Genomic DNA, 25551 nt, shown 5'->3' on the forward strand with positions numbered 1-25551 from the left:
GTGGCCTCGTGCGGTTATTCGTGGCAGATGAGACGTGGAGTGAGCTGACGTCCGGTATTGACCCGGTGGTGCGGGTATCGGCTCGTGACCTGCAGCAGGCGCAGCGCGCGCGGACCCGATTGCGTCATGACGACGGCGACGTCGCGGTGATCCTCGACGTCCAGGTCGCGGTGGCGCCGGACGTCCGCTCCGCCTTTGCGTCGCTCGGGGCCGCCGATGGCGTGCGCTATGCCGGAACTGTGCACGGTCTGGCCGGTCTGATCGCCGATATCGAGACCGCGGGGGTCGCCGACGGGGTGACCTTGGTCGACGCTTCGGGCGCCGATCCCGATCTCGCCGAATTGGGCCGTACGGTGCTGAGTCTGTTGTCGCAACGCAACCGCGCCGTCGCCTGAACCGCGGGTCACAGACCTATCCAAGTTCTGCATTAGTGGGCACCGAAATGGTCTTGGACATGTATGGATTCTCTCCATACCGTTGCTGGTGTGACTGCGACTCTTCCCACCCAGCTGACCGGACAGATGATCATCGCCGGGACGCCCGTCACGGGCACCGGCCAAGAGGTCCGGGCTTTTGATCCGTCGGCGGGGCAACCGCTGGAACCGGTCTACCGGCATGGTGACACCGCCGATGTCGACACCGCCGCGGCGGCCGCCGCCGAGGCCTTCCCGGTCTACCGCGCCACCACCGCCGAACAGCGCGCCCGGTTCCTGGAATCGATCGCGGCCCACATCGAGGCGGTCGCCGAGTCGTTGATCGCTCGGGCGGTCGCCGAGAGTGGTCTGCCGACCGCGCGAATCACCGGCGAGGTCGGCCGCACCACCGGCCAGTTGCGATTGTTCGCCGAGGTACTGCGGGAAGGCAGCTGGAACGGTGCCCGCATCGACACCGCCCAGCCCGACCGCACCCCCCTGCCACGTCCCGACATCCGCCAGCGTTTCGTGCCGCTGGGTCCCGTTGCGGTGTTCAGCGCCTCCAACTTCCCACTGGCCTTCTCGGTCGCCGGCGGCGACACCGCCTCGGCGCTGGCCGCCGGGTGTCCGGTCGTGGTCAAGGGTCATGACGCCCATCCGGGCACCTCGGAGATCGTGGCGCGGGCGGTCACCGCCGCCGTCGCCGAGTCGGGCCTACCCGCCGGCGTGTTCTCGCTGCTGTTCGGCAGCGGGCCGGGTCTCGGCGTCGCGCTGGTCACCAATCGGCATATCAAGGCCGTCGGCTTCACCGGATCCCGTTCCGGGGGAACGGCATTGATGGCGGCCGCCGCCGCACGTCCCGAGCCCATCCCGGTTTACGCCGAGATGAGCTCCATAAATCCGGTGTTCCTGCTTGAGGGGGCACTGACCACTCGCGGTGCGGAGCTGGGCAAGGCCTTCATCGGATCGCTCACCATGGGATCGGGGCAGTTCTGCACCAACCCGGGCCTGGTCATCGCCGTCGACGGCCCGGGGCTCGATGCTTTTGTCGCCGCGGCAGGCGAGGCCATCTCCGCGGCACCCGCCACCCCGATGCTGACGCCGAACATTGCCGGCAACTATGCATCCGGTGTCGAGATGCTCAACGGTGCAGCAGAACTGGTTGCACACGGTGAGGCCGGCGCTATCGAGACCTGCGGGCAGGCGGCATTGTTCAGTACGGATGCGCAGAGCTTCCTGGGTAGCGAGGAGCTGCAGGCCGAGGTGTTCGGCTCGGCCAGCCTGATCGTGCGATGCGCCGATGCTGCCGAGATGCACACCGTCGCCGCCGGCGTCGAGGGGCAGCTGACCGCGACCGTGCATGCCGATGCGTCCGACGAAGCCGCGGCCGGCGAGCTGCTTCCGCTGCTCGAGCTCAAGGCGGGGCGAATCCTTTTCAACGGCTGGCCCACCGGTGTCGAGGTGTGCCATGCGATGGTGCACGGCGGTCCGTTCCCGGCAACCTCGGACTCGCGCACTACATCGGTCGGTGCCCGCGCGATCGAACGTTTCCTGCGTCCCGTGGCCTACCAGAACGTCCCGAAATCGCTGCTGCCCAGCGCCGTTGCCGACGACAATCCCGATCACCTGTGGCGGCGCATCGACGGCCGGCTCACGCAGGACTGACCTACCCCTCCACCACCATTCAAGGAGCTTTCCACGATGCGTCCCACGTTCAACGGCGTGCTGTTCTTTCCCGTCACCCCCTTCACCGCCTCCGGCGCGGTCGACATCGACGCGCTCTCGGCGCACCTGACAAAGGGTGTCGAGGCCGGTCCCGGTGGCGTGTTCATCGCCTGTGGCACAGGTGAATTCCACGCTCTCGAGCTCGAAGAGTTCCGCGTAGTGGTGCGCACCGCCGTCGAGGTGATCGCCGGCCGCGTCCCGGTGTACGCCGGAGCCGGCGGTTCGGTGGCCCAAGCCAAGGCGTTCGCGCGGGCCGCTCAGCAGGAGGGCGCCGACGGCATCCTGCTGCTGCCGCCCTACCTGGTCGAGGTTCCCCAGCCCGGACTGGTGGACTATGTGGCCGCGGTCGCCGGCGCGACCACGTTGCCGGTCATCGTCTACAACCGCAACAACGCCAAGTTCACCGAGGCGTCCGCGGTCGCCGTCGCCAAGATCGACAATGTCGTCGGATTCAAGGACGGCACAGGCAATTTCGACCAGGTTGCGCGCATCGTCGCTGCCGTCACCAATCAGGTGGATCCGGACTTCCTGTTCTTCAACGGCCTGCCGACCGCCGAAACCACCCAGCTGGCGTTCCGCGCGATCGGTGTGCCGCTGTACTCCTCGGCGACGTTCGCGTTCGCCCCGGACCTGGCGCTGGCGTTCTACAACTCGCTGGAGTCGGGCAACACGGAGCTGACCAACGCTCTGCTCAACGCCTTCTTCATCCCGCTGGTCCAGCTGCGCGACACCGTCCCCGGATACGCCGTCTCGCTGGTCAAGGCCGGTGTCACGATGGAGGGTGTGCCGGCCGGGTCGGTGCGCCCGCCGTTGGTGATGCCCAGCGCCGAGGATGTCGCGGCGCTGGCATCGATCGTCGCCGCCGGTCGCGCCGTGCTGGCCGATGCGCTGAGCCGGGCTGTCTGATCATGAGCGCCATCCGCATCACCGGCGCACGGATCACCCCGGTCGCCTTCGTCGACCCCCCGCTGCTCAACACCGTCGGGGTGCACCAGCCCTATGCGCTGCGGGCGATCATCCAGCTGGATACCGATGCGGGTCTGGTCGGGCTCGGTGAGACCTACGCCGATACCCGGCACCTGGCCCGGCTGAACGCCGCGGCCGCGGCCATCACCGGTCTGGACGTCTTCGCACTCAACGAGATCCGCGCCGCGATCGCGGTCCGGCTGGCGGGTGACGACGCGGCGGTCGGCACCGCGGGCATGATCACCACCGCGAGCGCGGTCGATCAGGTGCTCTCCCCGTTCGAGGTGGCCTGCCTGGACGTGCAGGGGCGGGCCCTGGGCCGGCCGGTCTCGGACCTGTTGGGCGGCAAGGCGCGTGATGCCGTGCCGTTCAGTGCCTACCTGTTCTACAAGTGGGCCGGCCATCCCGGTGCCGAGCCGGACCGGTTCGGTGAAGCGCTGGACCCCGACGGCCTGGTCGCCCAGGCCCGCCGCATCGTCGACGAGTATGGGTTCACCGCCATCAAGGTCAAGGGTGGCGTGTTCGCCCCCGAGGAAGAGATGGCCGGTATCGAGGCGCTGGCCAGGGCCTTCCCCGGTGTCCCGCTGCGCCTTGACCCCAACGCCGCGTGGACCCCGCAGACCTCGATCAAGGTGGCCACCGGACTGGCAGGCATTCTGGAGTACCTGGAGGATCCGACACCCGGACTGGACGGGATGGCCGAGGTCGCCGCGCAGTCCCCGATGCCGTTGGCCACCAACATGTGCGTCGTCGCGTTCGATCAGCTCAAACCGGCGGTGCTCAAGAACTCGGTGAAAGTCGTTCTCTCCGATCACCATTACTGGGGCGGACTGCAGCGCTCCCGGCTGCTGGCCGGGATCTGCGAGACCTTCGGGCTGGGCCTGTCCATGCATTCCAACTCGCATCTGGGTATCAGCCTGGCGGCGATGGTGCACCTGGCCGGCGCCACCCCGAACCTCACCTACGCCTGCGACACCCACTGGCCGTGGAAGACCGAGGATGTCGTCAAGGACGGCGCGCTGGCCTTCGTCGATGGCTCCGTCCCGGTACCCACCGGACCGGGCCTGGGTGTCGAGATCGACGAGGACTCGTTGACCGCGCTGCATGAACAGTACGTGACCTGCGGGATCCGCGACCGGGACGACACCGGCTACATGCAGACCGTCGATCCGAACTTCGCACTCGCCAGCCCACGCTGGTAGCCGCCTCACCCCGCTACGGTGGGTGGATGGCAGACCAGCCGGCCGTCGATGCCGCCCACCCACCCGAACTGCTGCTGCGCATCGTCAATCCCACACTGAAGTTCGCCCTCCGGACCCCACTGGGCGCGCTGATCGGTGACTTCATGCTGGTGTCCTTCACCGGCCGCAAGACGGGCAGGCGGTACGCCACGCCGGTCAGCGCGCACCACCTCGACGGTGCGCTCTACGTGCTGCTGGAGGCGCAGTGGAAGCACAACTTCCGCGGCGGTGCCGACGCGCAGGTGTCCTACCGCGGCAGGACGACCACGATGCGCGGCGAGCTGATCGACGAGCCCGCCGCGGTGGCGGCGCTGGCCGAACGGATCGCCACCTCCTACGGACCGAAGAAGGCGCAGCGTCAGATGGGGCTGACGTTCGGCGGTGACCGGCTGCCGACGATCGCGCAATGGGAAACGGCCGCCAGGGAAATGAAGCTCGCCGTCATAAAGCTCAGCTAGCCGGCAGCGGCCGCGCGGATCGCTTCGAACAGCGATACCAGCACGTCGACCAAGTGTTCACGGTCGACCTCGATATCACCGAGCAGAACCGCTCCGATGGTCGCGCTGACCCCGCCGACCAGGAACTGCGACACCAGTCGCAGATCGGTCGGCAGCCCGTCGGCCGCCAGGGCTGGGTCGCCACCGGCCGCGGTGGCGGCCAGCATGCCCGCGAATCGGCTCGATTCGGCGAGGCTACGCCGACCCAGAGCCGGTGCGGCGGTGGCCTCCAGCACCAGGATCCGGCCCTTGCGTCGGTCGCCGAGGATCAGGTCGACCAATTCGCCGAGCACCGCCCTGGTGCGCGCCAGGGCATCATCGGGTGCCTGCTCCAATGCGGCGACCGACCGACGTGCCGCCTCCTCGATGACCTCGGTGTAGACGGCAAGATGCAGCGCCTCGATATCGCTGAAGCTCTCGTAGAAGTACCGAGCCGCCACGCCGGAGGCTTCCGTGACACCGCGCACCGTGGTGCCGGCGATACCGCGCGTTCCCATCAACTCCAGGCCGGCGGCGAGCAACTTGGCGCGTCGTTCGGCGACCCGGTCGACGGCGGTTTGTCCGCCGTAGCGCCGCGAGACCGCCATCGGACCATCTTGACACAGCGGCGCCACGCTGTTTTTCTCAATCTGCACACAGATGTTTCCTGTTTTAAGCGATGGGGGTTCCGGCGATGACGAGCACGGTGAAACGGGTCGACGCGGACAGTTCGCCCCGGCCCTGGGATCCCGGTCAACCGCATCACGAACTGGCCTCCGACGTGCGCTGGTGGATGGGCACACCGCTGGCCTTCGGCCTGTTCGGCAGGCTCGCCCTGGACCAGGTGGCCTACCGCAAGGTCGCGGCCGCCGTCGACGCCAGCGGTCGGTTCGCGGCCAACTTCACCGACCGCGGGATCAACAGCTACCTGTGGAACGGACCACTCGCGTTCGCCGACGAGGCCGACCGGCGCGCCACCGCCGAACGACTGAAGACCAAACACGGCGCGGTGCACGGGGTCGGCAAGGGGGATTTCGCCGGTGAACGGTTCAGTGCGCTGGATCCTGCGTTGTGGAAGTGGGTCGGCACCACCTCGCTGAACATCTTCTACGCCGGATACACCGCGGTCTACGGCAAGCACTTCTCCGATGAGCAGCGCGAGGTGGTGTGGCGCACGGTCTGTGCCATGGCCGATGTCGGGCTGCCCAGTGACGCTGCCGATGTACCGGCCACCGTGGCCGAGATGCAGGCGTACTACGACGAGATCGCGGACACCGAACTGGCGGCCAACCCGTTCCTGCTGTGGGCCGCCGATCAGTTCGCCGGTCCGCCGGTGCCGACGTTGTTCGGCCCGGCCTGGCTGCACCGACTCATCGAGCCCGGCTGGCGGTTGACGGTGCCGGTACTGGCCCGTCCGGCCCGCATCTGCGCCGAATCGGCGACCCATCCGGTGATGATGGAACTGCTTGGCAGTGAATGGAATTCGGCCAAGCAGCTGGAGTTCGCGCTGTACCGGGTGCTGATCCGCGCGGCCCGGCGGCGGTTGCCCAAGTGGCTGGTGTTGGAGCCGATGGCCTACAACCGCTACCGCTACGAGAAGTTGCGTGACTTCCACAACCGGTACGAACTGGAGAGCTTCGCCGCGCGCTAAACTCATGCACCACTGACATCCCGCAGCGACGCGGTGATACTAGGAGTGCATCGATGTTCTCGCTGGCCCGGCTGTCCTGTTTCATCGCCGTCGCCGAGGAGCTGCACTTCGGGCGGGCCGCCGAGCGGTTGCACATGACCCAACCCCCGCTCAGCCGCCAGATCCAACAGTTGGAAGCCGAACTCGGGGTCCAGCTCATCGACCGCACCACCCGCACCGTCACGCTGACCCCGGCCGGGGTGGCCTTCCTGCCGGACGCCCGCCGCATCCTCCAGCTGGCCGAGAGCGCGGCGCTTACCGTGAAGCGGGTGCCCGCCGGTGATCTCGGCACAGTGGTGGTCGGATTCACCGCCGCATCCGCCCATGCCGTGTTGCCGCGTCTGCTGGAGCGCACCCGTGAAAAGCTGCCGGACGTCAAACTCGAACTGCGCGAGATGGTTTCCTCGGTGCAGCTGGAGGCGCTGATGAGCGGTGATATCGACCTCGGGATGGCCCGGCCGCCGCTCAAACGCCCCGGTATCGTCTCTCGCCCGCTGTTGCACGAGCAGCTGGTGGCCGCGCTGCCCGCGGGTCATCCGCTGGTCGGACAGGCCCGCCAGCTGACCCTCAACGACCTCGACGGCGAGGACGTCGTGATGTACTCACCGGTCGAGGCGCGCTACTTCAACGAACTGCTGATCAGTACGTTCACCATCGCCGGGGCCACACCGCGCTATGTCCAGTTCGTCACGCAGGTGCACACGATGCTGGTGTTGGTCCGCTCAGGGATCGGCATCGCGCTGGTGCCGGCGTCGGCCGCCACCCTGCATCCTGAGGGCGTGGTGTTCCGCACCATCGGTGCGTTCCGCGAACGGCCGGTCGAACTCGATGCCTGCTGGCGCCAGGACAGCACGAACCCGGCGCTGCTGCGACTGTTGCGTGATGTGCTGCCGGCGCGGGAGTGGACCACCGACGACCTGCTGGATGGCTTCGGAGGCTGACTCGCACAATGCAATGTGACCCTGAGAGCGTCGTCATGGATATATATCCACGGTGGCGCTGTCAGGGTCACATTGCGATCGACCGCTATACCCTGGCGGCGGGCTGCACTACCGGCGTGACCAGCTGACCGGTCGACAGGAACTCGTCGAGGTTGCGCAGGGTGAGCGCCTCCATGGCGGCGCGGGTCTGCACGGTCGCGCTGCCGACGTGGGGGAGCAGTACGACGTTGTCCATCTCGAACAACTCGGCGGGGACCTGCGGTTCGGCCGCGAAGACGTCCAGACCCGCACCGGCCAACCGCCCCTCGAGCAGGGCGCTCACCAGTGCCTGCTCGTCGACGACGCTGCCGCGGGCGATGTTGATCAGGTATCCCTGCGCGCCGAGCGCATCGAGCACGGCGGCGTCGACCAGCTTGCTGGTCGCGCTGCCGCCGGCTGCGGCTATCACCAGCACGTCGACATCGCGGGCCAGGTTCACAGGCGTGTCGACGTAGCGGTACGGCGAATCGGGCACCTGCCGGCGATTGTGGTAGCTGATCGTGCAACCGAAGGCACTGAGACGCTTGGCGATTGCGCCACCGATACGGCCGAGCCCGACGATGCCGACGCGGGTGTTGCTGACCTGCCGGGTCAATGGGTAGTTGCCCTCGGCCGGCCAGCGGCCCGCGCGCACATAGCGGTCGGATGCCGAGAACTGGCGCATGGTGTCGATCAACAGTCCGACGGCGGTGTCGGCGACACAGTCGGTCAGGACGTCGGGGGTGTTACTCACCCCGACGCCCCGAAGTTCGGCGGCCTCCACATCGGTCGTGTCGTATCCGACACCGAAGTTGATGACGGCGCCCAGTCGCGGCAGCGCCCTCATCAGAGCGGCGTCCACGCCGGTGCGACCCGATGTCACCACGGCGGTCACCGCGTCGGCATGCTCGGCCAGTAACGCCTCGCGGGCGGCGTTCTCCTCGGGCAGGACCAGGGCGTCGTACCGGGTGGCGAGGGTGTCGGCCAGCGACGGTTTGAGTGGACCGACCTGCAGGACACGGTCGACGGATCGCGCTGATGTTCCCATGTGGCTCCTTCGTTCCTCATGTCACGGTAGAAAGACCTGCGGATACCTGTCCAACACGGAAATAGCATGGGTTGATACAGAACATGCATGATTGGCGTTTTGCCCACCGCTTCGAGGTATCGAATATCGGATGTCGGGCACATAACCCCAGTTCAAAGACCATTTATGGAGTGTGATGCCGGCGTCGTCCAGCTGCCGAATGGCAGCAGATGTGCACGTTTCGGGCGGTTGACGCTGTCGGAACGGCGCTCCTACGGTGTGTCTACCGTCACAGATGGTGTCCACATACATGGACATCACTCCGCTGGCCGGTACAGCCCAATCCCCGATCTGGAGGTCCCGATGGCTGCGACACGCATGGTGCCCAGGCTGCTGGTGCTCGCCGGTACAGCTGTGCTGGCAGCCGGCTGCACCGTCGCCAACTCCGGGGGCGGCGGTTATGACCCCGACACCCTGCGCATCGTGCTGCAACAGGAGCCCCCGACGCTGGAGCCCTGTGAGAGCTCGCTGACGTCGACCGGGATCGTCGTGCGCTCCAACATCACCGAACCGCTGCTGGAGCGCGATGCCACCACCGGAGACCTGCAGCCGCTGTTGGCCACCGAATGGGAGCAGACCAGCCCGACCGAGTGGACCTTCCGGTTGCGTGACGGCGTCACCTTCTCCGACGGCGCGCCCTTCACCTCCGAGGATGCCGCCTTCTCCATCGACCGCGCCGTGAATTCCGACCTGCAGTGCAACGTCGACGGGTACGTCTTCGGTGACGAGAAGCTGGCTCTGCAGACCCCGGATGCCGATACCGTCGTCATCGGTACGACGGAACCGGATCCGATTTTGCCGCTGCGTATTTCGTTCGTCGAAATGGTGCCGCGCACCACCAGTGTCGACCAGAAGGTGCGCGAACCGATAGGCACCGGGCCCTATGCGATCGAGCGCTGGGAGTACGGCCAGAAGCTGACCCTGACTCGCAATCCCACCTACTGGGGGGCGGCTCCGGCGTTCGGCAAGGCCGAATATCGTTGGCGCAGTGAGGGCAGCGTGCGCGCCGCCATGATCACCAATGACGAGGCCGATATCGCCGTCGGGCTCGGGCCCGAGGACGGCGCCGGCGATCTCGGCGTGCCGTTCCAGAACAACGAGACCACCGCCCTGCGGATGCAGGCCACCGAGCCACCGCTGGACGATATCCGGGTGCGTCAGGCGATCAACTACGCCGTCAACCGGACCGGCATCGTCAAGGCGCTGTTCCGCGACCTGGGTGAACCTGCCGCCCAACTGATCCCCTCGGGTGTCGTCGGCTACAACGAAGAACTGCCGCTGTGGCCGCACGATCGGGACAAGGCCAAGGAACTCATCGCCCAGGCCAAAGCCGACGGTGTCCCCGTCGACCGCCAGATCCGGCTGATCGGGCGGACCGCCCAGTTTCCCAAGATCACCGAGACCATCGAGGTGCTGCAGAGCGAGTTCACCGAGATCGGTCTCAATGTCAAGATCGAGATGATGGACACCGCAAGCCAATTGCAGTACCAGTTGCGGCCGTTTCCGGCGAATACCGGTCCCTATCTGCTGATGATCATGCACGGTAACCAGGCCGGTGACGCCGCCTTCACCCTCGACCAGTACATGCTCTCCGACGGCCCGCAGGCTGCCTACGGCACACCGCAGTTCGATGCCAAGATCCGCGCCGCCGAGGCGCTCACCGGGCAGGCCCGCCAGGATGCCTTCGCCGAACTGTTCGCCGAGGAGCCACAGGAGATCATGCAGATGGCCTACCTGGCCCACATGAAGGGCATCCTCGGCAAATCGCCACGCGTCGACTACACCCCCGACCCGGCGACCGGCGACGAGATGCGCCTGGCCGCGATGACACCCGCGGCCGGCGACCGCGCCGACCAGTCCTGACCCGACCGCTCCCGAAAGAGGACACGCCATGTTCGCATTCCTGCGGCGCCGGATACACACCAGCACAATTCCTTTGGTCATCGTGCTGCTCGGTGTCTTCCTGCTCGCCCGGCTCACCGGCGACCCCACCAACCTGTACCTGCCCGAATCCGCCACCGCCGACCAGCGCGCCGCCTTCGCCGAGTCGAACGGCTTCAACGATCCACTGATCGTCCAATTGCTCGACTACTTCAAGGGTGTCATCCATCTCGACTTCGGCACCTCGCTGCGCACCGGCGAATCGGCCGCCGAGATGGCATTGCGCGCTTTCCCGGCCACCCTGCAACTGGCGTTCGTCACCATGCTGCTCGCCATCATCGGCGCCGTGGTGATCGGCTGCTGGGCGGCCTACCGGCCCAACTCGCTGGCCGACCGGTTCTCCAGCCTGCTGTCCATGACCGCGGCCTCCATCCCGGACTTCTGGTTCGCCATCACCGGCGTGTGGCTGTTCGCGGTGCTGATGGGCTGGCTGCCCACCTCCGGCACCGACGCGGGTGTGCTGTCCTGGATCCTGCCCATCGCGACCCTGATGATCCGCCCGCTCGGCGTGCTCACCCAGGTCGTCCGCGGCGCAATGGTTTCCGCGCTCTCGGCACCATATGTCCGGCTGGCGCGCAGCAAGGGTGCAGGCGATATGCGCGTGGTCACCCACCACGCACTGCGCAATGCCGCCGCCCCCGCCCTGACCGTGGCCGGTGACCTGACCGTCGGCCTGATCAACGGCGCGGTGGTGGTCGAGGCCATCTTCGGCTGGCCAGGCATCGGCAAGCTCATGATCGACGCGATCTTGCAACGCGATTTCGCGGTGCTGCAGGCGGCGGTCCTGCTCACCGCCGTCAGCATCTTCATCCTCAACATCGCCATCGACGCGTGCTACGCGCTGCTCGATGCCCGCGTCCGCGAACCCGCCAAGGTCTAAGGGAGCCAACTGAAGATGAGCACTCAGATCGATCTCGTCCCGGTCAAACCGACCACCGCCATCGTCGGCGAACCGGTCACCAAGAAGCGCTCCGCCGGCTCCGTCTGGTTCCGCCTGCTGATCAACGACCGCGTCGCCGCCGCCGCGGCGGCGGTGCTGAGCCTGGTCTTCCTCACCGCGATCTTCGGCCCCCTGCTCGTCGGTGATCTTGCCACCCGCATCGACCTCGACAACTCCAACCAGGCGCCGTTCACCCTTGCCCACGGCTGGGCCAATGTGCTCGGCACCGACCCGCTGGGCCGCAGCATGCTGGCCCGGTTGATCGTGGCCTGCCAGACCACCCTGTCGGTGGCCGTTCCGGCCGTGGTGATCTCGGCGGTCATCGGCTCGATCATCGGCATGTGGGCCGGTTACTACCGCGGCTGGCGGGAGACTGTCGCGATGCGCGTCGCCGATGTCATCATGAGCTTCCCGTCGCTGTTGCTGGCGGTGGTGGTGCTCTACGTGTTCTCCCCGAGCGCGGCCAACATCGTTGCGGTACTGGCCATCACCCGTATCCCGGTGTACCTGCGCACCGCCCGCGCAGAATCCGCCGAACTGTCCAGCCGCGTATTCGTCGACGCCGCCCGTACGTTCGGGGCAAGCGGGCGTTCCATCATCACCCGGCATGTACTGCCGATCGTGCTGCCCACCCTGCTCACCGTCGCGACCCTGGACTTCTGCTACGTGATGCTGGCGGAGAGTTCGCTGAGCTTCCTGGGTATCGGCATCCAGCCGCCCGATGTCAGCTGGGGTCTGATGGTCTCCCAGGGGCGCACCTACCTGCACACCGCGTGGTGGCTGTCCTTCCTGCCGGGACTGGCCATCGTGATCACCACCGTCTCGGCGACCATTCTGGCCGCCTGGGCCCGCATCGCCACCGACCCCGCCCAGCGGTGGCGACTCACCGTCCCGCAGAAGCGGTTGTCCCGTTTCACCAAGTCCGGAAAGGCCATCTAATGACTGCTGTCGCAGAACATCTCCCCATGGACCAGGTGGACGCCGATCCCGCGCTGCGCGTCGAGGGCCTGACCGTCGACATCCGCACCATCACCGGTACCGTCCGGGCCGTCGACCATGTCAGCTTCGCCGCCCGCACCGGTGAGACGCTGGCACTGCTCGGTGAGTCCGGCTGCGGCAAATCGATGACCGCCACCGCGCTCGTCGGTCTGCTCGAACCGGTGGCCCAGGTCGCCGACGGCACGGCGCGCATCGGCGATGTCGACATTCTCTCGGTGGGCCGTAAGAAGCGACGCGAGATGGCGGGCCCGGAGTTGGCGATCGTCTTCCAGGACGCGCTGACCGCCCTCAACCCGCTCTACACCGTCGGCACCCAGTTGGCCGAACCGTTCCGCATCCATCACGGCATGAAGGCCAAAGAAGCCAAGGCCAAGGCCGTGGAACTGATGGCGCGCGTGGGCATCCCGCAGCCCGAAGAACGGATGAAGTCCTACCCGCACCAGTTCTCCGGGGGCATGCGCCAACGACTGCTCATCGCGATGGCCGTCGCGCTCAACCCGAAGGTGCTCATCGCCGACGAGCCGACGACGGCGCTGGACGTCACCGTGCAGGCGCAGATCATGGCCCTGCTCAAGAGCCTGCGTGCGGAGTACGACATGGCGGTCGTGCTGATCACCCACGATCTGGCCCTTGTCGCGGAGGAGGCCGACCGCGTCGCCGTCATGTACGCCGGCAGCATTGTCGAAACCGGACCGGTGTCGGAGGTTTTCGCCGATCCGAAGCACCCGTACACCAAAGGGCTGCTCGATTCGGTGCCCGTCGACGCCGAGCGGGGTGCCGAGCTCAAATCGATCGGCGGGAGTCCACCGGACCTGCACTCGATTCCGGCTGGGTGCGTGTACCAGGACCGCTGCCCACTGGTCGCCGACATCTGCCGCAACACCCGACCCGCCCTGCAGGCCGTCGGTGGCCGGCGCGCGTCCGCCTGCCACTTCCCCACGGAGGTATCCCATGTCTGATTCGACAACGGCTGATCGGGTGCTCACGGTCCGCGATCTGACCAAGACGTTCCGGGTGTCCGGTGGCAAGACACTGACCGCGCTCGACGGTATCAATCTGGACCTGGCCCGAGGTGAGACCCTCGGTCTGGTCGGCGAATCCGGTTGTGGCAAATCCACACTCGCTCGCACCCTGATGATGCTGGAACGCCCCGACACGGGTTCGGTGAGCTTCGAAGGGATCGATCCGTTCGCGCTCAAAGGCAAGGAACTGCTGAAGTTCCGGCGTCGCGTGCAGATGGTGTTCCAGGATCCCTACGCCTCGCTGAACTCGCGGATGACGGCGGCCGAGATCATCGCCGAACCATGGCGTACACACCGATCCCTGTACAAGACCCGCGCCGACCGCGATATGCGGGTGCGCGGCCTGCTCGATATGGTCGGCCTGGGCGCGAAGGCTTTCGGCAAATACCCGCAGGAGTTCTCCGGTGGCCAGCGCCAGCGCATCGGTATCGCCCGGGCGCTCGCGCTCGATCCCGAGGTCATCATCTGCGACGAGCCGGTGTCGGCCCTGGACCTCTCGGTGCAGGCGCAGATCCTCAACCTGCTCAACGATCTGCAGCAGGAGCTGCAGATCTCCTACGTCTTCATCTCCCACGATCTGTCGGTGGTGCGCCATGTCGCCGACCGGGTGGCCGTGATGTACCTGGGTCGGATCATCGAGACCGGTCCCACTGAAGCGGTTTTCGACCGGCCCGAACACCACTACACGTCCGCTCTCATGTCGGCCGCCCCCAAACTGCACGACGCGGCCCGCGGGGAACGGATCCTGCTCAAGGGCGAGGTTCCCTCACCACTGAACCCGCCCTCGGGCTGTCGCTTCCGGACCCGCTGCGCGCACGCGACCGACATCTGCGCCCAGCAGCGTCCGCCGTTGGCCGTCGACCCCGTGGTGGCCGGACACACCGCCGAATGCCACCACCCGGTTCAGCACGAGGCATCGGCGTTGTCGCACAGCGCATGAGGACCGCAACGGCGCCCTCGAGCCCCGGGCGGTGCGGGACATGAATCCCAGCGTGCCCGGATTCGCGGTCATCATGATCGCGGTGATGCTGGCGTCCTGTCTGCAGGGCTCCATCGGTTTCGGCATGGGCATGCTGGCCGCACCGGTGGTCGCCGTCGTCGATCCTGGACTGGTGCCCGGCACGTTGATCATGCTGGCCACCCTGCTCACGCTGCTGGTCGTGCTGCGCGAAGGTACGGCCATCGACATGCGGGGGACCGGGTGGGCGCTGCTCGGCCGGGTCCCCGGGACCATCGCCGGGGCACTGCTGCTGGCGGCCATCCCGGAACGCGCCCTGGCGATCCTGATCGCCGCCGTGGTGCTGCTCGGCGTGGCCGTCACCAGCCTGGGTTGGATTCCCGAACCCCGGCGGCGCAACCTGATGCTGGCCGGCGCGACCTCCGGGGTGCTGGGCACGGCGACATCGATCGGTGGACCGCCGATGGCGCTGGTGTGGCAGCGCAGCAGCGGCGCCCAGTTGCGGGCCACCATGGCCGGTTTCTTCCTGGTGGGCTCGCTCATGTCGATCGCGATGCTGGCGGTGACCGGCGCCGTGGACCACCACACCGTGCAGATGTTCGCACTGCTCATACCGGCGGCGGTTCTCGGATATGTGTTGTCGCGCTACGCCAACCGCATCCTCACTCCCTTGCGGCAGCGGTGGACCGCCATCGCCGCATCCACCGCGGGCGCGGTGGTTCTCCTCGTCCGACAGACAGGCCTGTTATGACCGAATCGACTGCACGCGCGGGGGTCAAGTCGGCCGCCCGCACCGTCGAGCTGCTGGAATACCTGGCCGCGCGACAGGACGAACCAGCCCGAATCCGGGAGATCAGCGAGGATCTCGGCATGCCGCGCAGCAGCGCACACGCACTGTTGCGCACCCTGATGGCACAGGGCTGGGTGCGCGCGGACGAGACCGGCACGCTCTACGGCATCGGGATCCGAGCGCTGCTGGTGGGCACCAGCTATCTCGACGGAGATCCGTACCTGCCGATGATCGCGCCGTTCCTCGACGATCTGCGCAGCGACTGGGACGAGACATTCCATCTGGGCCGCCTCGACGGCACCGACATCGTCTACCTGGCCACCCGCGAATCCCAGCAGTACCGCCGAGCCACGAATCGGGTCGGCAGGCGGCTGCCCGCACACGCCACCGCGCTGGGCAAGGCGTTGTTGGCCGAACGGACCGGCGTCGATCGGCACCATCACCTGCCCACCGAGTTGGTGGCGCTCACGCCGGCGACCATCACCTGCCACGATGAGCTGAACGAGGTGCTGGACACCGTCCGCATCCGCGGTTACGCCATCGACGACGAGGAGAACACCCAGGGCGTAAAGTGTTTCGCGGTGGCGCTGCGCTACTGCTGGCCGGCGCAGGACGCAATCAGCGCGTCGGTGCCGGTGGCGCGGCTGACCGCCGAACGTGAGCGCGGCATCGTCGAGGCGCTGTGCGCGGTCGGTGACAAGGTCGGCCGGGTACTACGGCCGGTTGCCAACGGTGACAAGTGGTTCGCCTGATGGCGGCGGATTGCCTGGTCGCACATTCAATCCCTGGATCAATTGATGCCACATCAGTGTTGGACGTGCATCAACCGACATTTATAGGCTGGTGACATGAGCTCGTCGAAGCGCACCCCGATCGTCACCGAGATGCGTGTCGTCCCCATCGCCGGGCACGACAGCATGTTGCTGAACCTCAGCGGGGCCCACGCCCCCTACTTCACCCGGAACCTGGTGATCCTCAAGGACTCCGACGGCAACACCGGTGTCGGCGAGGTCCCCGGCGGCGCCGCGATCGAGCGCACGCTCACCGAGGCCAGATCGCTTGTCGAGGGCCGCGGTATCGGTGCCTACAACAACGTGCTCGGCGACATCCGCCGGAGCTTCGCCGACCGTGACGCCGGCGGCCGTGGCGCTCAGACTTTCGATCTGCGGGTCACGGTGCACGCCGTGACCGCGGTCGAATCGGCCATGCTCGATCTGCTCGGGCAGCACCTCGGCGTGTCGGTCGCCGCCCTGCTGGGGGAGGGACAGCAGCGAGATCGCGTGCAGGCCCTGGGGTATCTGTTCTTCGTCGGGGACAGCGCCAGGACCGATCTGCCCTACCGCACGGCCGCCGACGAGGCCGTCTCCGGTGATCCGGCCGACGAATGGTTGCAGGTCCGACACCGCGAGGCCATGACGCCCGAGGGTGTCGTCCGGCTCGCCGAGGCCGCCCACGCCCGTTACGGTTTCGCCGATTTCAAGCTCAAGGGCGGGGTGCTGCCTGCCGCCGAGGAGGCCGCCGCCGTCACCGTACTGGCCCGTCGCTTCCCCGAGGCGCGGATCACGTTGGACCCCAACGGCGGATGGCTGCTCAAGGATGCCATCGCGACCTGTCGGGGGCTGACCGACGTGCTGGCTTACGCCGAGGACCCGGTCGGGCCCGAGGATGGGTTCTCCGGGCGCGAGGTGATGGCCGAATTCAAGCGCGCCACCGGCCTGCCGACCGCGACCAACATGATCGCCACCGACTGGCGCGAGCTGGGCCACGCCATCCGGGCCGGTGCCGTCGACATCCCGCTGGCCGATCCGCACTTCTGGACGATGAACGGCTCGGTGCGCGTCGCGCAGCTGTGCGCGGCCTGGGGCCTGACCTGGGGTTCGCACTCCAACAACCACTTCGACGTGTCACTGGCGATGTTCACCCAGGTCGCCGCGGCGGCACCGGGAGAGATCACCGCCATCGACACGCACTGGATCTGGCAGGACGGCCAACGCATCACCAAGGCGCCGTACGAGATCACCGACGGTTATCTCGACGTGCCCGCGGCACCCGGACTCGGCGTCGAACTCGACGAGGACCGGGTGGCAGCCGCGCACCAGCTGTACCTCGCCGAGGGGCTGGGTGCCCGTGACGACGCCATCGCCATGCAGTATCTCATCCCGGGCTGGACGTTCGACAGCAAGCGTCCTTGCCTGCAACGCGCATGAAGGTTCATGTCGCCGATCGCAACCTGGTCCCACACCGGGCGCGCTTCGAGGCAGCGATACCTGCCGGCATCGAACTGTCCTGGGCGGATCCGGACGGTTCGATCGAGTGTCTGCGTGACGCCTCGGTGCATGTCGGCGGTCGATTCACCGCCGAGATGGCCGCCGTCGCCGAGAAGCTGCAGCTCGTGCATGTGGCCGGAGCGGGCACCGACCGGGTGGCATTCGATGCGCTGGCCCCCGATGTGTTGGTGGCCAACACGTTCCACCATGAAAGGTCGATCGCCGAGTATGTCTTGGCGGCAGCCATCATGTTGCGTCGAGGCTTCCTGGCCCAGGATGCGGCATTGCGCAGGGACGTCTGGGCCAGCGCGGTATACGACGACACGATCGCCCAGCCGCCGGCCCTCGGTGACGCGCGGGTCGGTTTCGTCGGGTTCGGGCACATCGGTCAGCAGTCGTGGAAGCTGCTGCGCCAGTTGGGTTGTCGTGGGTCGGCGGTGACGGGCTCCGGGCGGGTGACCGGCGATCACGGACTGGACCAGGTGGAGGATGTGAGCAGGCTCGACGAGCTGGCCGACGCCTCCGATGTGCTGGTGGTTTCGGCGCCGCTGACACCGGCGACCACTGGGATGATAGGCCGCACCCAGCTCGATGCGCTGGGCCCGCATGGGATCCTGATCAACGTGGGCCGCGGCCCGCTTGTCGACCAGCGGGCCGTCTATGACGCGCTGCGTACCGGCCGTCTCGGCGCCGCCGCGATCGACGTCTGGTACCGCTATCCCGAGGCCACCGGCAGCGGTGCCATCGGCGCACCTGCGGACCTCCCGTTCCACGAGCTGCCCAACCTGCTGATGACACCGCACTCGTCGGGAATCACCACCGACACCTTTCGGGGCCGGGTCGACGATATCGCCGCCAATATCGGTCGCCTGGTGCGTGGCGAGCCGCTGCACAATGTGGTGGCGCGCTGACGTCAGCCGATATCGTCGAGCGCCTGATAGATCAGCCGGAAGTAGCGGTCGGTGCGGGCCGACCCCTCGATACCGGGGCCCATCTTGTTCATCACGTAGGCGATCGTGGTGCGCGAGTCCGGGTTCATCGACTCCCAGGATCCGCCCCAGCCACCCCAGAAGCAGATCTTGCCGTCCGGAATGTAACCGATTGCGGGACTAGGTAAACCGAATCCCAGACCCATGCGCAGGTGGTGCCCGGCCAGTACCAGGTCGGGACCCTCGATCTGTGGCTCGAAGATGTCTTCGACGGTATCGGGTCGCAGCAGACGGACACCGTCGACGCTGCCGCCCAGCGAGATCACCGACAAAATCTTGGTCAGGGCGCGTGCGTTCGTGTGCCCGTTGGCGGCGCCGATATCTGCGGCCCGCCACTGTGGGGTGTTCGCGATCTGCGGCTCCGGTGCCGGCCCGGTGAACGTCTTGAGCATCTGCTCGGTCCAGTCCTGCATGGGCGGTATTCCCTCGAAAGGGTCCGCCGGAGCGATGATCTCGGCGATCCGCGGGACGTCCTCGGGCCGGGCGCCGATCTGGAAGTCGGCGCCGAGCGGCCCGGCGATCTCCTCTGCGACGAACTGCTTCAACGGCTTTCCGGTGACCCGGCGAATCACTTCCCCGATCAGGTGGCCATGGGTCAGCGCGTGGTAGCCGGTGGCCGAACCCGGCTTCCACCAGGGGGACTGCGCCGCGAGCATGGCCGTGGAGCGGTCCCAGTCCAGGATGTCCTCGGGTGTCACCGGCTGATCCCATCCGGATACTCCCGAGGAGTGCGTGAGCAGATGCCGGAACTCGATGCGGTCCTTGCCGCCGGCCCCGAACTCGGGCCACACGTCGGCGACGGGGGTCTGCGCGGTGACCAGGCCGCGGTCGATCAGCATCAGCCCGGCCAGCGCGGTGACGTTCTTGGTGGAGGACCACACGTTGACGATGGTGTCGGCGGTCCACGGTGTGGTGCGCGCCGCGTCGGCGTGACCGCCCCAGATGTCGACGACCAATTCACCGCCGATATCGATCGCGATCGCGGCCCCGCACTCCTCACCGTCGTCGATGGCTCGGCCGAGCGCGTCGGCCACCTGCTCGAACCGGGGGTCGCACACACCGTCGACGGTCATGGCAGCCATCATGGCCGATCACCGTCGGGCGTACCTACCAGTTCTGGTAACCGCCCTCGGGGCCGAGCATCCGTTCCAACCTGCTGCGACCGATCTTGGCCAGTTCGTTTCGCAGGATCTTGCGTTCGGTCTCGGTGTCATGGTGCATCCGGTCGGTGACGGCGGCAAGGACATCGCGTGCGCAGTGCCCGTCGACGAACATCACGAAGGTGAACCCGTAGCGTTGCGCGTACTGCCGGGAGGCGGCGCTCAGCGCTGCCATCAATTCGGCATCGTCATCCCAGACCGCACAGGGTTCGGCCTGCGACTTCGCGCTGCGCGGTCGCCTGCCGATATCGGGGCACGCGTCCAGGATCTGATCCACGGCGGATTCGGGCAGCTCGAACAGCGCGGCATCGGCGCGGCGGAACAGTGCGTCGTGATCGGGATAAGGGCGGCCACGGACGAGTTCGCGGGCCAGCGCATAGCTGTTGCAGCACTCGTAGAGCGCGTGTACGGCCTTGCGTTCGGGCAACGCGTTGAACACGTCCAGTCCGATTCCCTGATGCAGCAACACGCATCAATCATCAGAGGGCCAGGACACGGCCGGGTTACCGCGTGTTACGGCGGTGCTAAATCAGTGGCCTTGAGCCTTGAACCGTTCGATCGAACGCTGCAGCTCGGCCTCGGCCTCTTCGCGGCCGACCCAGTCGGCCGTCTTGACGAACTTGCCCGGCTCCAGGTCCTTGTAGTGCACGAAGAAGTGCTTGATGGCGTCCAGTTCGAACTGGGAGACGTCACCGACATCCTGGATGTGCTCCCAGCGCGGGTCGTCGGCGAGCACGCAGAGCAGCTTGTCGTCGCCGCCGGCCTCGTCGGTCATCTTGAACATCGCGACCGGCCGGGCCTCGACCGTGCAACCGGGGAAGACCGACTCGGGCAGCAGCACCAGGGCGTCCAGCGGATCGCCGTCCTCGCCGAGGGTGTCCTCGAAGAACCCGTAGTCGGCGGGGTAGCCGAACGAGGTGTAGAGGTACCGGTCCAGCTTGACCCGTCCGGTCTCATGGTCCACTTCGTACTTGTTGCGGGACCCCTTGGGGATCTCGATGACGACGTCGAACGACACCCGAACAGCTCCTTCGCCTCGGTTGGTCTGGCGGGTCCACCTTAGAGGAGCGATACGCTGCACGTTATGCGGCCCGGTCGATGGCGCCGATCAACCCACCTGGTGATCGGTCTGGTGGTTCTCGTGCTCGTCGCCGTCGTGGTGGGGGTGGCCGCGATCGTCGCATCGTCGCGGACCGCGGCGAAGAACGATCTGCCGGCCCAGCCGGCGGCGGTGACAGCGGCCCCAGGTGTTGCACCGTTGGGCGAGGCGGTCACCGAGCCGACGGCCAAGGGCATGGCGGCGATGCTGGCCACCGCACTGGCCGACCCGAATCTGGGGATGCTCACCGGCCGGGTCACCGACGCGGTCACCGGACAGGAACTGTGGTCCCAAGGCGAAGACATCCCCATGCAGCCGGCGTCGACCAACAAGACGCTGACCACCGCGGCGGCACTGCTGACCCTGGACCGGGATGCCCGGCTGACCACCACGGTGCGCGCGGGTGACCGGCCCGGCGTGGTGGTGCTGCGCGGCGGCGGCGACCCGACACTGTCGGCCTTCAGTGGTGACAAGCGCACCTGGTACAAGGGTGCGGCGCGGATCAGCGACCTCGCCGACCAGGTCAAGAAGGCCGGTGTGCGGGTCACATCGGTGCAGGTCGACCTGAGCGCCTATAGCGGGCCGACGATGGCGATCGGTTGGGATCCGCTGGACATCGACGGTGGCGATATCGCGCCGATGGAATCGGTGATGCTCGATGGCGGCCGGACCCAACCGGTGTCCTATGACTCGCGCCGTTCGCGCACCCCCGGTCTGGATGCCGGCCGTGCCCTGGCAGTGGCGTTGGGCGTCGACCCGGCATCGGTGACAATCAGTACCCGCTCCAGTGCCGACGCCGACGAGATCGCGTCGGTGCAGTCGCCGCCGCTGATCGAGCGATTGCGCCAGATGATGTACGAGTCCGACAACGTGATGGCCGAATCCATCGGGCGTGAGGTGGCCGCCGCGCTGAACCGTCCACAGAGCTTCGACGGGGCGGCGCAAGCGGTGCTCGGGCAGTTGCGTGCCGCCGGCATCGACACCACCGGGGCCAAACTGCTTGATTCCAGTGGCCTTTCGGTCGACGACCGGCTGACCGCGCTTACCCTGGACGAGGTGATCGCTGTCGCTGTCGGAGACGACCAACCGAAACTGCGCCCACTGGTCGACTTGTTGCCGATCGCCGGTGGCAGCGGCACGCTGTCGAACCGGTATCTCGACACCGATGAGGGGAAGGCCTCGGCGGGCTGGTTGCGCGCCAAGACCGGTTCGCTGACCGGCACCAACAGCCTTGCCGGCATCGTCACCGACAGCAGCGGCCGGGTGCTCACCTTCGCGTTGTTGTCCAACAATGCCGGTCCCACCGGTCGCACCTCACTCGACGCCTTGGCCGCCAAGCTGCGGCTGTGTGGGTGCGGCGGATGAGCCAGTCGGTCGGCGCCGCCGTGGACTGGGCGGTCGCAGCCACCGTCGGTGCCAAACTGTCCCGTCCTGCGCCGGCGACCACCGATTACACCCGTGACCAGGCCATCGCTCAGCTGGCCGAGGCGGCCCGCACCGCCGAGTTGCCGGTCCGCGAGGTGACGCACCTCAACGAGGGTGCCGAGGTCCCCGAAGCCAGGGTGGTCGACCGTCCGCAGTGGGTGCAGGCGGCAACCCAGTCCATGCGGGCGATGACCGGCGGCTCGGACGAACAGTCCCGCGGCGTCGCGGCAGCGTTGGCCGCCAAGGTCACCGGTGCCCAGACGGGTGCGGTGCTGGCGTTCATCTCCAGCGGAATCCTGGGGCAGTACGACCCCTTCTCCAACGGCGGCGAATTACTGCTGGTCTATCCCAATGTCATTGCGGTCGAGCGGCAATTGCGGGTCGATCCGGCGGATTTCCGGCTGTGGGTGTGTCTGCACGAGGTCACCCATCGGGTCCAGTTCCGCGCCAATCCCTGGCTGGCCGAGCACATGTCGTCATCGCTGGACACGCTGACCGGTGACGGTGCCGATCAGATCGGTGACCTGGTTGGTCGGCTCGCCGAATACGTGCGCAAGCAACGCAGCGGCTCCGCCGACGAGCCGAATTCGACCGGTGTGCTGGGATTGCTGCGGGCGGTTCAGGCCGAACCGCAGCGCGAGGCGCTGGACAGGTTGCTGGTGCTCGGCACGTTGTTGGAAGGGCACGCCGAGCACGTCATGGATGCCGTCGGGCCCGCCGTGGTGCCGACGGTGGCCACCATCCGGCATCGCTTCGACGAACGGCGCCAACGCAAACAGCCTCCGCTGCAACGGCTTATCCGTACACTGCTGGGGTTCGACGCCAAGCTCAGTCAGTACACCCGCGGCAAGTCTTTCGTCGATGATGTGGTGTCCCGGGTCGGCATGGATCGCTTCAACGCCATCTGGACCGATGCGCAGACGCTGCCCAAGCCGGATGAGATCGAGGAACCGCAGCGATGGATCGATCGGGTCCTGTAGCGCAATTACGCTCAGCCGTAGCGACTTTCGCCGGGACATACCTGATCCCTGCTGGGCCATGGGCGGTGGCGTTGTCCGGTGGTGCCGATTCGCTGGCGCTCGCGGCGGTGGCCGCGATGCTGCGACCGACGACCGCGCTGATCGTCGACCATGGACTGCAGGACGGTTCGGATCGGGTGGCCGCCACTGCGCGTGACCAGGCGATGCAGCTCGGATGTGTTGACGCACAGGTCCTTCGAGTCGAGGTGGGTGCAGCCGGTGGCCCGGAAGCGGCCGCACGGATCGCGCGTTATCGCGCGCTTGACGGCGGCCGCGACGGTATGCCGGTGTTGCTCGGGCACACACTCGATGACCAGGCCGAGACGGTGCTGCTGGGCCTCGGGCGCGGTTCGGGTGCCCGTTCGATCGCCGGGATGCGTCCGCTCGATGATCCGTGGTGTCGGCCGCTTCTGGGGCAGCGTCGCGCCATGACGGTGGCAGCCTGCGCCGAGCTGGGGCTGACACCCTGGCACGATCCGCACAACACCGATCCCCGTTTCACCAGGGTCCGGTTGCGTACCGAGGTGCTCCCGCTGCTTGAGGAGGTGCTCGGCGGTGGCGTCGCGGCGGCGCTGGCCCGCACCGCCACCGCGCTGCGGGAGGACTCCGAGGCGTTGGACGCGTTGGCCGACACCCACGCGACCGGTGGCGACACCCTGGACGTCTCAGCTCTGGCGGTTCTGCCCAGCGCGGTCCGCCGCCGGGTGATCCGCGCCTGGCTGCTGGGACGCGGCGCCTGCGATCTCAACGACGGCCAGCTGCGCGCCGTGGAGGCCCTGATCACGCAATGGCGCGGTCAGGGTGGGGTGGCGGTGCCCAATGAAGTGCCCGTTGAGCGGTTGTTCGTGGCCCGCCGGGACGGGCTGCTGACGCTCTACCGTGAACCCGTCGGGTGAGCACCGCTACGCTGTGGGCGTGACTGCGGAGTTGTATCCCGGCGACATCAAGTCGGTCTTGCTATCCGAAGACGAGATCAAGGCCAAGACTGCCGAACTCGCCGCCCAGATCGCCGCCGATTATCGTGCCGGCGACGGTGACCAGGATCTGCTCCTGATCACGGTGCTCAAGGGTGCCGTCATGTTCGTGACCGACCTGGCCCGTGCCATCGCGGTGCCCACCCAATTGGAGTTCATGGCGGTCAGCTCCTACGGATCCTCTACGTCGTCCTCGGGCGTGGTGCGCATCCTCAAGGACTTGGACCGCGATATCCACGACCGCGACGTGCTGATCGTCGAAGACATCATCGACTCGGGCCTGACGCTGTCCTGGTTGTTGCGCAACCTCGCGACGCGCAATCCCCGGTCGCTGCGCGTCTGCACGCTTTTGCGCAAGCCTGATGCGGTGCGTGCCGACGTGGACGTCACCTATATCGGTTTCGACATCCCCAATGAGTTCGTGGTCGGCTACGGCCTCGACTACGCCGAGCGATACCGCGATCTGCCCTATATCGGCACGCTGGAGCCGAAGGTCTACCAGTCGCCGTAGCTGGTGCCGGTGCGAGAATTCTCCTTGCGGGGATGAGTCTTTCGGCGTACAGTCGAACATAAGTTCGAATGCGCCGCGGTTCCCGATCCTCGGATTTTGGTGAGCCGCAGACCGCGACTCCGGTCGCCGCGAGGTTCGACGGTCCCTGTTCGGGGGATTGTGCGGGCTGTGTGTGTTTGATGGTGCCCGTTGGTGGGTGCTGTGGGGGAAGTCGGTATCCGTTATGGACGCCAGCTGTCTGGATGCGTTTGTTGACGCTTTGATCGATGAGCTTGTTCCGGTGTCGCCGGAGGGTGATGTCGGGCCGAGTTTGGGGCGGTTGGTGGATTGTCCGCGGCCGGTGGTCGATGACGAGGTCTTGCTGGCGGTACTGGCCGCGGCGGTGGCGGCGCGGAATCTGTTGGATGTCGTGATCGCCTCGGCGGTGGTGGCCGCTGAGCGGGTGGGTGTGCCGGGGCGGCGGCATCTACGCAGCGGGGCTGATCTGCTGAGGTTGGTGGGGATGGCTCCGGGTGCGGCGGTGCGGGCGGTGCGGGTGGGCCGGATGGCACCGGCGTTGCCGGCGCTGACGACCGCGCAGCGGTTGGGTGGGATCGGTATCGAGTTCGCCGACGCCGTCGGCAAAGGAGTCACGCATATCGAATCGCGGGTGGCGTTGTCCGACGACGATCGGGCGGCGGTGGTGACCAAACTGATGGTGCAGACCACCCCGGCTGAGGTGGCGGCGAAGGCTAGGGCGATCGCCCTCGACCGGATCGCGGCGCTACCGGTCGAGCAGCGTGTGGTGCCGGTCGCCGAGGACACCACGTTGAATGAGATGACCGTGGTGCAGAACGCTGAGGGCCGGTTCGAGGCGACCCTCGATCTGGACATAGGGACTGGGGAAGAGCTGTGTGCGGC

Annotated in this window: 25 protein-coding genes and 1 pseudogene; 21 read left to right on the top strand and 5 right to left on the bottom strand. The window is 67.2% G+C overall.

The window, feature by feature from the left end; genetic code table 11:
- The first annotated feature begins 8 nt into the window (after positions 1 to 8).
- The 5 genes from IC40_RS0100610 (at position 9) to IC40_RS0100630 (ending at position 4803) form a co-directional block, all read left to right on the top strand.
- Positions 9 to 395, top strand: coding sequence for a hypothetical protein (locus IC40_RS0100610; protein WP_030132843.1), 387 nt, complete (start codon positions 9 to 11; stop codon positions 393 to 395).
- Positions 396 to 485: 90 nt separating this feature from the next.
- Positions 486 to 2078, top strand: a complete 1593-nt coding sequence (locus IC40_RS0100615) for an aldehyde dehydrogenase (NADP(+)) (protein WP_030132844.1) — start codon at positions 486 to 488, stop codon at positions 2076 to 2078.
- A gap of 36 nt (positions 2079 to 2114) precedes the next feature.
- On the top strand, positions 2115 to 3044 hold the full coding sequence (locus tag IC40_RS0100620) for a 5-dehydro-4-deoxyglucarate dehydratase (RefSeq protein WP_030132845.1): 930 nt from the start codon (positions 2115 to 2117) through the stop codon (positions 3042 to 3044).
- On the top strand, positions 3041 to 4306 hold the full coding sequence (locus tag IC40_RS0100625) for a glucarate dehydratase family protein (protein WP_110812317.1): 1266 nt from the start codon (positions 3041 to 3043) through the stop codon (positions 4304 to 4306). Before IC40_RS0100620 ends, IC40_RS0100625 begins: the two co-directional genes overlap by 4 nt.
- 26 nt (positions 4307 to 4332) lie before the next feature.
- Positions 4333 to 4803, top strand: coding sequence for a hypothetical protein (locus tag IC40_RS0100630; RefSeq protein WP_030132847.1), 471 nt, complete (start codon positions 4333 to 4335; stop codon positions 4801 to 4803).
- On the opposite strand, the gene IC40_RS0100635 is transcribed toward IC40_RS0100630, so the two are convergent.
- On the bottom strand, positions 4800 to 5429 hold the full coding sequence (locus IC40_RS0100635; RefSeq protein ID WP_030132848.1) for a TetR/AcrR family transcriptional regulator: 630 nt from the start codon (positions 5427 to 5429) through the stop codon (positions 4800 to 4802). The two genes, IC40_RS0100630 and IC40_RS0100635, sit on opposite strands and share 4 nt — an antisense overlap.
- An 86-nt stretch (positions 5430 to 5515) precedes the next feature.
- Here IC40_RS0100635 and IC40_RS0100640 point away from each other — a divergent pair, with 86 nt between their 5' ends.
- On the top strand, positions 5516 to 6472 hold the full coding sequence (locus tag IC40_RS0100640; protein ID WP_036469099.1) for an oxygenase MpaB family protein: 957 nt from the start codon (positions 5516 to 5518) through the stop codon (positions 6470 to 6472).
- A gap of 53 nt (positions 6473 to 6525) precedes the next feature.
- A complete protein-coding gene (locus tag IC40_RS0100645; protein ID WP_030132850.1) occupies positions 6526 to 7452 on the top strand; it encodes a LysR substrate-binding domain-containing protein in 927 nt (308 codons plus the stop codon).
- 85 nt (positions 7453 to 7537) lie between these two features.
- On the opposite strand, the gene IC40_RS0100650 is transcribed toward IC40_RS0100645, so the two are convergent.
- On the bottom strand, positions 7538 to 8518 hold the full coding sequence (locus tag IC40_RS0100650) for a 2-hydroxyacid dehydrogenase (RefSeq protein ID WP_030132851.1): 981 nt from the start codon (positions 8516 to 8518) through the stop codon (positions 7538 to 7540).
- A 342-nt stretch (positions 8519 to 8860) separates the two neighbouring features.
- Here IC40_RS0100650 and IC40_RS0100655 point away from each other — a divergent pair, with 342 nt between their 5' ends.
- The 9 genes from IC40_RS0100655 (at position 8861) to IC40_RS0100695 (ending at position 18385) form a co-directional block, all read left to right on the top strand.
- Positions 8861 to 10420, top strand: a complete 1560-nt coding sequence (locus tag IC40_RS0100655) for an ABC transporter substrate-binding protein (protein WP_030132852.1) — start codon at positions 8861 to 8863, stop codon at positions 10418 to 10420.
- A gap of 28 nt (positions 10421 to 10448) precedes the next feature.
- Entirely contained in the window at positions 10449 to 11378 is a 930-nt protein-coding gene (locus IC40_RS0100660) for an ABC transporter permease (RefSeq protein ID WP_030132853.1), read from the top strand.
- A gap of 15 nt (positions 11379 to 11393) precedes the next feature.
- On the top strand, positions 11394 to 12377 hold the full coding sequence (locus IC40_RS0100665; protein WP_030132854.1) for an ABC transporter permease: 984 nt from the start codon (positions 11394 to 11396) through the stop codon (positions 12375 to 12377).
- Between the two features lie 26 nt (positions 12378 to 12403).
- Positions 12404 to 13396, top strand: coding sequence for an ABC transporter ATP-binding protein (locus IC40_RS0100670; protein WP_090558741.1), 993 nt, complete (start codon positions 12404 to 12406; stop codon positions 13394 to 13396).
- Positions 13389 to 14399 carry an ABC transporter ATP-binding protein gene (locus tag IC40_RS0100675; RefSeq protein WP_030132856.1) on the top strand — a complete coding sequence of 337 codons (1011 nt, stop codon included), beginning with the start codon at positions 13389 to 13391 and terminating at the stop codon, positions 14397 to 14399. The genes IC40_RS0100670 and IC40_RS0100675 overlap by 8 nt, the downstream gene beginning before the upstream one ends.
- 40 nt (positions 14400 to 14439) lie before the next feature.
- On the top strand, positions 14440 to 15168 hold the full coding sequence (locus tag IC40_RS0100680) for a sulfite exporter TauE/SafE family protein (RefSeq protein WP_030132857.1): 729 nt from the start codon (positions 14440 to 14442) through the stop codon (positions 15166 to 15168).
- Positions 15165 to 15959: an IclR family transcriptional regulator gene (locus tag IC40_RS0100685; RefSeq protein ID WP_030132858.1), complete on the top strand. Its 795-nt coding sequence runs from the start codon at positions 15165 to 15167 to the stop codon at positions 15957 to 15959. Before IC40_RS0100680 ends, IC40_RS0100685 begins: the two co-directional genes overlap by 4 nt.
- A 96-nt stretch (positions 15960 to 16055) precedes the next feature.
- Entirely contained in the window at positions 16056 to 17414 is a 1359-nt protein-coding gene (locus IC40_RS0100690; protein WP_030132859.1) for an enolase C-terminal domain-like protein, read from the top strand.
- Entirely contained in the window at positions 17411 to 18385 is a 975-nt protein-coding gene (locus IC40_RS0100695; RefSeq protein ID WP_030132860.1) for a 2-hydroxyacid dehydrogenase, read from the top strand. The genes IC40_RS0100690 and IC40_RS0100695 overlap by 4 nt, the downstream gene beginning before the upstream one ends.
- 2 nt (positions 18386 to 18387) lie before the next feature.
- On the opposite strand, the gene IC40_RS0100700 is transcribed toward IC40_RS0100695, so the two are convergent.
- The 3 genes from IC40_RS0100700 to IC40_RS0100710 are packed head-to-tail and all read right to left on the bottom strand — an operon-like array spanning position 18388 to position 20641.
- Entirely contained in the window at positions 18388 to 19536 is a 1149-nt protein-coding gene (locus IC40_RS0100700; protein WP_030132861.1) for an EstA family serine hydrolase, read from the bottom strand.
- Positions 19537 to 19570: 34 nt separating this feature from the next.
- Entirely contained in the window at positions 19571 to 20092 is a 522-nt protein-coding gene (locus tag IC40_RS0100705; protein ID WP_030132862.1) for a 2-oxo-4-hydroxy-4-carboxy-5-ureidoimidazoline decarboxylase, read from the bottom strand.
- 60 nt (positions 20093 to 20152) lie between these two features.
- Positions 20153 to 20641, bottom strand: a complete 489-nt coding sequence (locus tag IC40_RS0100710; protein ID WP_019510803.1) for an inorganic diphosphatase — start codon at positions 20639 to 20641, stop codon at positions 20153 to 20155.
- Between the two features lie 66 nt (positions 20642 to 20707).
- On the opposite strand from IC40_RS0100710, the gene dacB reads away from it, so the two are divergent.
- The 5 genes and pseudogenes from dacB to IC40_RS26345 all read left to right on the top strand — a co-directional run.
- Positions 20708 to 22087, top strand: a complete 1380-nt coding sequence (gene dacB / locus IC40_RS0100715) for a D-alanyl-D-alanine carboxypeptidase/D-alanyl-D-alanine endopeptidase (protein WP_030132863.1) — start codon at positions 20708 to 20710, stop codon at positions 22085 to 22087.
- Positions 22084 to 23127, top strand: a complete 1044-nt coding sequence (locus tag IC40_RS0100720) for an Rv3626c family coenzyme F420 biosynthesis-associated protein (RefSeq protein ID WP_030132864.1) — start codon at positions 22084 to 22086, stop codon at positions 23125 to 23127. Before dacB ends, IC40_RS0100720 begins: the two co-directional genes overlap by 4 nt.
- Entirely contained in the window at positions 23106 to 24062 is a 957-nt protein-coding gene (gene tilS / locus IC40_RS0100725) for a tRNA lysidine(34) synthetase TilS (protein ID WP_030132865.1), read from the top strand. Before IC40_RS0100720 ends, tilS begins: the two co-directional genes overlap by 22 nt.
- A gap of 13 nt (positions 24063 to 24075) precedes the next feature.
- Positions 24076 to 24651, top strand: a complete 576-nt coding sequence (gene hpt, locus IC40_RS0100730) for a hypoxanthine phosphoribosyltransferase (RefSeq protein ID WP_234411719.1) — start codon at positions 24076 to 24078, stop codon at positions 24649 to 24651.
- Between the two features lie 280 nt (positions 24652 to 24931).
- Positions 24932 to 25551: pseudogene (locus IC40_RS26345) on the top strand (HNH endonuclease); the annotation flags it as partial.

The sequence above is a fragment of the Mycolicibacterium neoaurum ATCC 25795 genome, from assembly GCF_000691525.1.
GTDB lineage: Bacteria > Actinomycetota > Actinomycetes > Mycobacteriales > Mycobacteriaceae > Mycobacterium > Mycobacterium neoaurum.